The 9261-nt window shown below is 44.8% G+C and carries 7 protein-coding genes; 5 read left to right on the forward strand and 2 right to left on the reverse strand.

The genetic code is table 11. From position 1 onward, the window contains the following. From hisS to bamB, 3 genes are all read left to right on the forward strand, one after another. On the forward strand, positions 1-1268 hold a 1268-nt coding region (gene hisS / locus Q4B79_RS09415; protein ID WP_303086163.1), incomplete at its 5' end, for a histidine--tRNA ligase. An 81-nt stretch (positions 1269-1349) separates the two neighbouring features. Next, on the forward strand, positions 1350-2108 hold the full coding sequence (locus Q4B79_RS09420; RefSeq protein ID WP_303086164.1) for a tetratricopeptide repeat protein: 759 nt from the start codon (positions 1350-1352) through the stop codon (positions 2106-2108). A 96-nt stretch (positions 2109-2204) separates the two neighbouring features. Continuing rightward, on the forward strand, positions 2205-3389 hold the full coding sequence (gene bamB / locus Q4B79_RS09425; protein ID WP_303086165.1) for an outer membrane protein assembly factor BamB: 1185 nt from the start codon (positions 2205-2207) through the stop codon (positions 3387-3389). Positions 3390-3449: 60 nt separating this feature from the next. Here the strand turns inward: bamB and Q4B79_RS09430 are convergent, their stop codons facing one another. Further along, on the reverse strand, positions 3450-4421 hold the full coding sequence (locus tag Q4B79_RS09430; protein WP_303086166.1) for a peptidylprolyl isomerase: 972 nt from the start codon (positions 4419-4421) through the stop codon (positions 3450-3452). Between the two features lie 70 nt (positions 4422-4491). Then, on the reverse strand, positions 4492-7239 hold the full coding sequence (locus tag Q4B79_RS09435) for an LPS-assembly protein LptD (RefSeq protein WP_303086167.1): 2748 nt from the start codon (positions 7237-7239) through the stop codon (positions 4492-4494). A gap of 161 nt (positions 7240-7400) precedes the next feature. Here Q4B79_RS09435 and Q4B79_RS09440 point away from each other — a divergent pair, with 161 nt between their 5' ends. Both Q4B79_RS09440 and Q4B79_RS09445 read left to right on the forward strand, forming a co-directional pair. Further along, positions 7401-8417, forward strand: coding sequence for an aminoglycoside phosphotransferase family protein (locus Q4B79_RS09440; protein ID WP_303086168.1), 1017 nt, complete (start codon positions 7401-7403; stop codon positions 8415-8417). Further along, a complete protein-coding gene (locus Q4B79_RS09445; RefSeq protein ID WP_303086169.1) occupies positions 8414-9109 on the forward strand; it encodes a nucleotidyltransferase family protein in 696 nt (231 codons plus the stop codon). Before Q4B79_RS09440 ends, Q4B79_RS09445 begins: the two co-directional genes overlap by 4 nt. The last annotated feature ends 152 nt before the right edge of the window (positions 9110-9261 follow it).

Here is a 9261-nt window from a genome sequence, read left to right on the forward strand (position 1 = left end):
CCGCCATTCGTGGCTTTAATGACATTTTACCCACCGAGTCCGCCAAATGGCGTCAGGTGGAGGCGATTTTAACCCAAGTGCTTGATGGTTATGGGTTTAGCCAAATTCGTTTGCCCCTTGTCGAGCAAACTGAACTCTTTGCACGGGGCGTGGGCGAGGCAACCGACATCGTGGAAAAAGAGATGTTTGGTGTGGTGCATGGCAACCACAACACCGGCAAAGACGAAAAAGAGACATCATTTACCCTACGCCCAGAGGGGACAGCAGGCTGTGTGCGAGCGATTGTTGAGCATAACATGACTCGTGGCGATACGCCAAAGCTGTGGTATCTGGGCAATATGTTCCGCTATGAACGCCCCCAAAAGGGTCGCTATCGTCAGTTTACTCAGCTTGGGGTGGAGAGTTTTGGTTCGGCTTTGCCTGATGCGGACGCTGAGCTGATTGCGATGACGGCGATGATGTGGAAGCGACTGGGCATTGATGAGCATGTGACTTTGCAACTCAACACACTTGGCGAAGCACACGAACGCTTGGCGTATAAAAATGCGTTGGTAGATTATCTAACCGCCCATTTTGACGGGCTTGATGACGACAGTCAAAGACGTGTAACCACCAACCCTTTGCGGGTGCTGGACAGCAAAGACCCACAAACCCAAGACATTTTGCTTGGAGCTCCCAAATTATCAGACTTTTTGGGTGAAGAAAGTCGTTTGCATTTTGAACAAGTGCAAAATTATCTGCACACGCTCGGCATTGATTTTGAAATCAATGAAAAACTGGTGCGTGGGCTTGATTATTATAACAAAACCGTGTTTGAATGGGTAACGGACAAACTGGGAGCTCAGTCCACCGTGTGTGGTGGTGGGCGTTATGATGGACTGGTGGGCATTATCAAGGGCAATCCTGAGCAGTCTGAGCCTGCGGTGGGCTTTGCGATGGGTGTGGAGCGACTCATGCTACTCATCGAGACGGTAAACCCAATCGCTGATACCCCTGATTGTGATGTCTTTATCGTGGCAGGTGAGAATGTCTATATGAATGCGGTGCTTTACGCTCACCAATTACGCACCCGTCAGCCTAAGTTGCGTGTCAAAATGGCGAGTGCAACCAGCCTAAAATCACAAATGAAAAAAGCGGATAAATCGGGGGCGACCTATACGGTGATTATTGGTGAAACAGAAGTGGCGAATGACCAAATCAGCGTAAGAACGATGGCGACAGGTGAACAAAGTTTGCAGGGCATGGATTTTGTTTTTGAGATTAATTAAGTTAATTGCGAATTGATGATTTAACGAATAATGTAATGGCGTGTATTATCAACGCCCTTAAATCAAATTTGGAAATGTTCAATGAATGATGAATTGGTTGTAAATGACAAACAAGCAATGAGCGCCCTAAAAAAGCACGGCGGTAATATTGTTTGGGCGATTATTGTGGTATTGGCAGGTTTTTTTGGTTTTCAATATTATCAAAAAAATTACGCCAAAATTGATACAGCGGCAGCGGACAGTTACTTGCTCATCAATGAAAAAAATGAAGCATTAATGAGTGAGGTGGATACGGGTGCAGACGTATCGGCACAGAAGCAAACGTTATTTGCTGATGTCGATAAATTGGCCCAAAGCAATGACGGTATTTATGCATGGCAAGCACTCATGATAAAAGCACGTCATCAATCCGATGATGGTCAGTATGATGAGGCAGTAGCAACCTTAAAGCAGGCGATAGCCATTGATTTAGATGATAAGGGTCTAACTGCCATCAGTCAGCTTAGATTGGCTCAGGTATTGCTTGCATCGGATAAGAGCGATGAGGCATTGTCAGTGGTTGGTGGCGATTTTCCAAGTGCTTTTGATGGCTCAAAACAAGAACTTCTTGGCGATATTTATGTCGCTAAAAATGACGTAGAGGGTGCAAAAAAAGCCTATCAAATGGCATGGGATTCTTTGGCAGAACGTGGCGAAAATCGCTCGCTACTTAGCCTAAAAATGCAATCTTTGGGTATGAACCCAGCACCCATCACGCCCAAAAATCAAGTGGTTGCCACTCCTTCTTTATCAGAGGATGCCGCTAAGACCGCAGAGGTGTTGCCTGATACAGAAGGTTGATTTAAGATTGGTTGATGTTTTTAAATATTAATACACATTGATAAAACCATGTTATACTTTATGTCATGACATTTAATTACCCTACGAAGGATTGCTATGAATCACATTAAAAAACCTCTATATGTCGCCATGTTTGCCACACTGCTCTTTACGATGACGGGGTGCGAACGTTTTAGCCGTGATGCCAAACCTGCTCCCCAAAAACCTGCTAAATTGGTAAAAATCGCCGATGAGGTGTCAGTACTAACCAAAGTTCAACAGGTCTCCCTACCTCAAAGTGGTGGGCGTATTAAGGGGGTTAAGTTTAATAAAAAGGACGTGGCGGATTTACAAGTTGCTCAGTTTCGTGGTAGTTTGGTGGCGGCCAGTCGTGCAGGCACAGTAACCAGATTTAGCGAGCAAGGTCAGCTTTGGTCGGTCGGTGTTGGCGAGGTTATCAGTAGTGGCGTGGCTACCAACGAAGAGATTGTGGTGGTGGGTACTCGCTCTGGTAAGATTATCGCCATTGATGGCGACACAGGCGTGGTGTCATGGCAAAGAGAGTTGTCTAGCTCATCGCTTGCTCCTGCCCTTATTAGTGGCAATCAAGTTATGGTATCAACCAATGACGGTATGATTTATGCATTAGATGTAGCTACAGGTAAATCCGTTTGGCAATTTTCCACCCAAAGTCCAGATGTGAGCGTGCGTGGCATGGCAACACCCATTGCACTAGATGGGCGTACTGCTTTGTTTGGCGCATCAGATGGGCGTATTTATGCCATTGACTCAATGACGGGTACTCCGCTGTGGAATCGCCGTGTGGGTCGTGCTGTGGGCGGTAGTCAAGTTCATCGTATGAGCGATGTTGATGGTACGCCACTGGTGGTGGGTTCGTATTTGTTTGTGCCAAGTTATAGCGGACAGCTTGCTGGTTTTGACATGAGCTCTGGTCGTACCATGTTTGTGAGTGAAGTTGCTAGCACCAAATCCCCTGCATGGCTAGGTGGTAATGTCGTTGTATCAAGCACTACTGGCGAGGTGGTGGCATTTGATGCCATGAGCGGTCAAAAAGCATGGCAAAATGACGAGCTAAAATACCGCAAGCTTACCAACCCTGTAAATATCGGTAAATATGTAGCGGTGGGCGACTTAGAGGGGGTGATTCATGTGCTTGATAATGAGGGCAACATCGTTAGTCGCACCCAAACCAAAGGTGCTTTGACCAGCCTTAGTGTCATGGGAGGGCAGTTGTATGCCCAAAGCAGTGAAGGTGTCTTAACGGTGTGGCGTATCCACTGATACATTTCATTAAAAACGGCTTACGTGATGATGTGAGCCGTTTTTTTTTATTGAGAAATATTAGTCAATTACTTCGATATATGCCCCAGCTCGAAGCTCTTCCATCCAGTCTTCCTCAGCTTGTGGTGCTTGGCGACTAAATAAAATCTCACGTGCTTTCTCTTTACGAGCCTCGCCACTCATGTCCAGTTGGCGAGTGTTATTGACTTTTAGGATATGATAGCCAAACTGGGTGCGAAACGGTACAGAGAAATCGCCTGCTTCGGTATTTTTCATCACGCGTTCAAACTCTTGTACCATCTGTCCTGTACCAACCCAGCCTAATTGACCGTTTTGCGTGGCAGAGCCTGTATCGTCAGAGTAGGTGGCAGCCAGTGAGGCAAAATCCGCTCCTTTTTGGAGTTCGCTGTATAAGGCGTTGATTTTTTGTTCGGCAAGGCTCTCGCTTTGGGTGTCATTGACCGCCACAAGGATATGACTGGTTTGCCATTGGGGGACAAGCACGGATTCGTGAGGGACGTTTTGACCTTCTGGGGAATTTAAAAAGGCATTCACTTCTTGTTCGCTGATATTAATGCGTGGACGTACCTGAGCTTGCCACAAGGCAACGATACTGGCTTCCTCGATAACGCTTTGGCGTAACTTCTCGTAACTGCCTGCTTTTTTGTTGTCCAAAGAACGCTGAAAATCAGATAAGTTGTTAAAACCTTGACGCTGGGCGATGGCGAGCAGTTCTTGGTTGATGATGTTTTCGTTAGGGACAAATCCTGCACGGCGGATTAGTCCTAGTTGTAGTTTTTTGTTGATGAGCGAGTCTAAGGTTAGGTTTTGTAGTTCTTGACCAGATAGGGCAATGCCTCTGTCTCGGTATTCACGAGCGATGGCAACGCCAGCGTCCAAAAATTCACTTTTTAAAATGATTTCATCATTAACTTTCGCCAAAATACCATCGTTGGTGGTATTTGCAAAGGTTGCCACGCCAAAAGATAAACTCATGGCAAGTAGGGATTTGATAAAAAATGCGTGTTTCATTGTTGTTCCTGTGTTGGGTAATAGGCTAAGTGTAGCATTTTCATGGTTGTTTCGTCAAATGATGATTGGCTTAGTATGCTTGTTGCCATGCCTGATTGACGCTATCATAACCCATGACTTTATCAGACATGAGGCGACTTAATTTGCCACCGTTGGTAATGCCATTTAGGCGAATTTCCGCCATGATGGCGTTATTAGCACGTGTGTCGGTATCAAGGTCATTGCGGTATCTGCGAGCATAGACAGACAGACCATAACAGCAATCTTCATAATTAATGCCAACTAAGGCATCAAGCAGACGGTCGTTTTTATGGTCGTATTGCACCTGTGTTAGTGCTTGCCAACGGTTATTGATGGGAAATACGGCTGAGGCAGTATAAGCAGATAGGGCAAGCTGTCCTGTGGGCAGGTGGTCTTTTCGTTCAATAATGCCAAAATTGTATAATCTTTGCTCGTCAGGTTGATAGCGAAACTGAGCAATGAATGAGTTTGGGCGGTAGTTTGAGCTAAATGCTCCGCCAGCCTCTACCCAAAGATGGTGCCAAGGTTGGGCTGAGGCACGCCAAGCAAGCCCTGAATTTTTGTTGGTAGATGACTCGTCATTATCAATGCTGACATGTGTATCGTCCAGATAAATCTGCTGGGCGATACCGCCGTCAAAACGTGTATTACCCATGCGATCAATGTAACGATAATTTAGAGCGGGCGTGATGGCATGCAGGTCTTGAATACGGTCATAACCCAAAAGCCATGAATCAGACAATAAACGCTCATAGCTGATTTGTCCGATGGCAGTTTCAAAATTAGGGATTTGTTGTTGGTCTTTGTAGGGAGTGTGAATGTATTTTAGTCTAGGCATGATGACCTGATAGCCACCTAACGTATCATCATACAGACCAAATGGCGACCCCGCCTTTTCAAAAAACAACCCTGCATCTATACCAACCTGAGGCACAAAGACAGAATAAGTACCCTCCTCTTTGGTGAGTTCTTGGTCAAGTAGGCTGTCCTCATCATAAGAAGCGTATAGATGGATAAGGGAAATCTTAGGTGTGATGTAACCCCAGCTTTTGGTCAAAGAATGACTTGCTGACAGCTGGTTGTACATGCGAAATCCTGATTTTTCAGCTTCGGAATTATCACGAATGGATTTTTTAAAATAAGCAGAATTATGTACGCCCTCAATATTTAGGCGGTTTAAAAATCCAAAATCTCTCATCAGTGGTGGTAGGCGATAATTTACCGACAGCTGAGGCAGGCGAGAGTAGGGCTTGTCTTTATCTAAGATGGTTGTGCCATCGTTGTTTTTGCCGTGCAATGTCTGAAAAGTCTCAGCACGCAAATCAGCACTGATGTAGTCATTATAGTAGTTGGCTCCGATGTTGCGTGGTAGATTTAGGGGGTTGCCCTCAATGCCAAGCGTATCAAAGTCGTTTAGGTAGTTGCTGTCTGAGACGTAGCGATAATTGGCATAAGCGGATAGATGGGGGTAGCGTGCCGATTGCCATAGATGATTATAAAAGAGGCTTTCTCGGTTTTGGTGGTAATATTTACGATCAGATGGCAGATAAGAGCCACGAAGCACGCCTGCACCTAGATGTTTTGTAAGGTAGCGAAATTCGCCTGTGAGCATGGGGTTCTTGTCGCTAAATATCGTAGGCGTGATGGTGACATCGTAGTTTGGGGCAAGATTGAGATAATAAGGCGTACTGACTTCAAGGCTATCTGAATTTAGTCCAACATTGGGTAATAAAAATCCACTGCTACGTCTGCCATCGATGGGAAAATTAAAATAAGGCAAATAAAACACGGGTGTGTTGCCGATTTTTAGGGTGCTGTTTTTGGCGATGCCACGCCCTGTGTCGTTATTGATGTCAATGCTGTCGGCATCGATGTGCCACTTGCGTTCGTTTGGCGGACAGGTAGAAAAAGTAACTTCCTGCATACGGTAGCGGTCATCATCGACCTTGCGTAGCGTTTGGGCGTATCCATGTGCGTTCATGGTGGTGCTGGCAAATGCCACATCATGGGCGATGGCAGTATTGCCGTTATCAGCATAATGCAAGCTGTCCGCCATACCAATCATGCCAGTACCGATAGATTTGGTGTTGTGGGGGGTAGTGCCATCACTAAACAGTACCTGACCTTGTGCGGTAATAGCACCTGTACTGGGTTGGTAGATGAGCTTATCGGCACTGATTTGCTGACCGTTTTGTTCGATGATGGCGTTACCTGACAACTCAGCGTAGTCGGCATTATCATAATAACCATAATCTGCTTGGGCAAAAAATGTCCCCATTCTGTTGCCGTGCGTGTCTAGGGAGACGTGATTGGGCGATACCCACTCCCCCTCACAGCGAGCAACCTGATGGGTAGTTTTGGGTTGGTAGTATTTGGCAAGTTTGGTTAGACTTTGGTGTTTGGTGGTTGTGTGGTCGCTTGTGGTTAGGTAGTTATCATTATTGATTTTGATGGTGGGCGTACTAGTAATCACATCAGTGGGGATGGCACGATTTTTGCCAGCGGTATCGGAGATGACATCGGAGGTAATGAGGGTTTTATTGGGGGTATCAAAGACGCTTGGAGTGTTGGAGGTAACAAAAGTGGTTGGCGTAATGGTTTGGGTGTTTTTGTGGTTGGGATTATAGGAGATGACATGGTCTGCATGAACTGTGATGTCATCAGAGGTAACAAATCCTTGTGCATGAGTTAAAGTTGGCATGACACCGCACAATGCTACGCCCACACAAACGGCAAGCTCATGTTTTTTTGGGGGTAGCTTAGTACAGATTGGGTTTTTTATTGGTCCGCTCATCATGGCAATGCCCTAAGTATTTTTAAACTTATTATTCTAACCGATTTTTATTTAAAAATTAATAGTTTTATGAAGCATGGATAAAATTTTTAAAAGAAATTTACTGGTTAAAATCTCAAAAATCCGCTAAACTATGTCAATTTATTTGTAATAAAGGGCATGCCATGACACGTCATGATGAGATGATGAATTTTTTAAATAGCCATTTGAGTGCGGGTTTTCGTGTGGAGAGCTTGGCAGGAGATGCCAGTTTTCGCCGTTATCATCGCATTTATTTTAAATTGGCAGAAGATGCCGATGGGCGTGAGATTAGTTATTTGTTGATGGACGCTCCTCCCCAAAAAGAGAGTGTGGATTTATTTTTGGCGATTGCCGATGTCATGAGTGAGGCGGTTAATGTGCCAGATATTCTTGCCAAAGATGTGGCACGTGGGTTTTTGCTGCTCCAAGATTTTGGCACGGTAGAATTTGCTCATCTTATCAAGCCAAATAGCGACAATAATGACATTTATCATCAGGCATTAGCCACCCTAAGAGACATTCAATCCATCGATGTTCAAGATGATAAAGTTTTGCCTTATGATGATGATAAATTTGCCGTTGAGATGAATTTATTTACCGAATGGTTTTTGCCTTATATTGGCGAGCGTATGAGCGATGAGCTATGGGATAATCTTAAAAACACCGTCATTGCCGATATCCAAACCCAACCAAAAGTGCTGGTTCATCGAGATTATCACAGTCGCAACCTCATGCAAGACAAAAACAGCGACAAGCTGGGCGTGATTGATTTTCAAGATGCCCTGATTGGTCCTTATACCTACGATTTGGTGTCGCTGGTGCGTGATGCGTACATCGATGTTGATGAAAACTGGGTAAATGCACAAATTCATCATTTTTATGATTTGATTGAGTCTGATGTTAGCTTGATGGATTTTACCAAAGAAGTCAATATCATGGGTATACAAAGACATCTTAAAGTCTTGGGGATTTTTATCCGCTTGTATCAAAGAGATGGTAAAGACAGATATCTGGCAAATATCCCCAAAGTCATGCAGGATTTGCTGATTGAACTGCATTGGTTGGTTGAGCATGAAGCCCACCCAATTTACAAAGAGTTTTTGGCATTTATCCAAAACATCATGCCAAGTTATGAGGCTAAGTTTAAGGTGACTGTATGAGCATAAAACAAGCCATGATTTTGGCGGCAGGCGAGGGCAGTAGAATGCGTCCTTTGACCCTAACCACGCCCAAGCCCCTGCTAGAAGTGGGGGGTAAACCCCTCATTGTCTGGCACATCGAAAAACTCATCAATGCAGGTGTTGAGCGTATCGTGATTAATGCACGATACCTCTCCGAAAAACTTACCGAGTATTTTGCCGTGCGTGATTTTGGGGTGGATATTTATTTATCGCTTGAAAACGAATTTGAGACACCGATAGAGACTGCTGGCGGAATCAAAGTGGCACTAGATAGAGGTTTATTAGAAGATAAACCGTTTATTTTGGTCAATGGCGATGTGTGGACGGATTTTGATTTTGCTTGTTTGGCAGACGTGGCACTTGGCGAGAGGCTAGGGCATTTGTATTTGGTGGATAATCCTAGCCATAACCCAAATGGCGATTTTGGTTTGCTCGATGATGGCATGATTGGTGCATTGGGAGAGCCACTGACTTTTGCTGGCTTGTCGGTGCTATCACCTAATCTTGTGAGTGATACCCCCATCGGCACAAAAGCACCGCTTGCTCCTGTGCTAAGAGAGGCTATTTTGCAGGGGCGATTGTCAGGCGAGAAGCTATTGGGTGGTTGGGTAGATGTGGGTACGCCAGAGCGACTTGGCGAGTTGAATGCCTCCTTAAAAATCACGCCCTAAAATTTTTTTTAAAATTTTTTTAAAAAAATGCTTGACGTGATAAAATTATCCTGTATAATACGCACCACAACGAACGATACAACATTTAAACATTAAGTTTAAATAAACATTGTAAGTTCGGGCGGTTAGCTCAGTTGGTAGAGCGTCTGCCT

The organism is Moraxella sp., assembly GCF_030525845.1.
In the GTDB taxonomy this organism is placed as follows: domain Bacteria; phylum Pseudomonadota; class Gammaproteobacteria; order Pseudomonadales; family Moraxellaceae; genus Moraxella.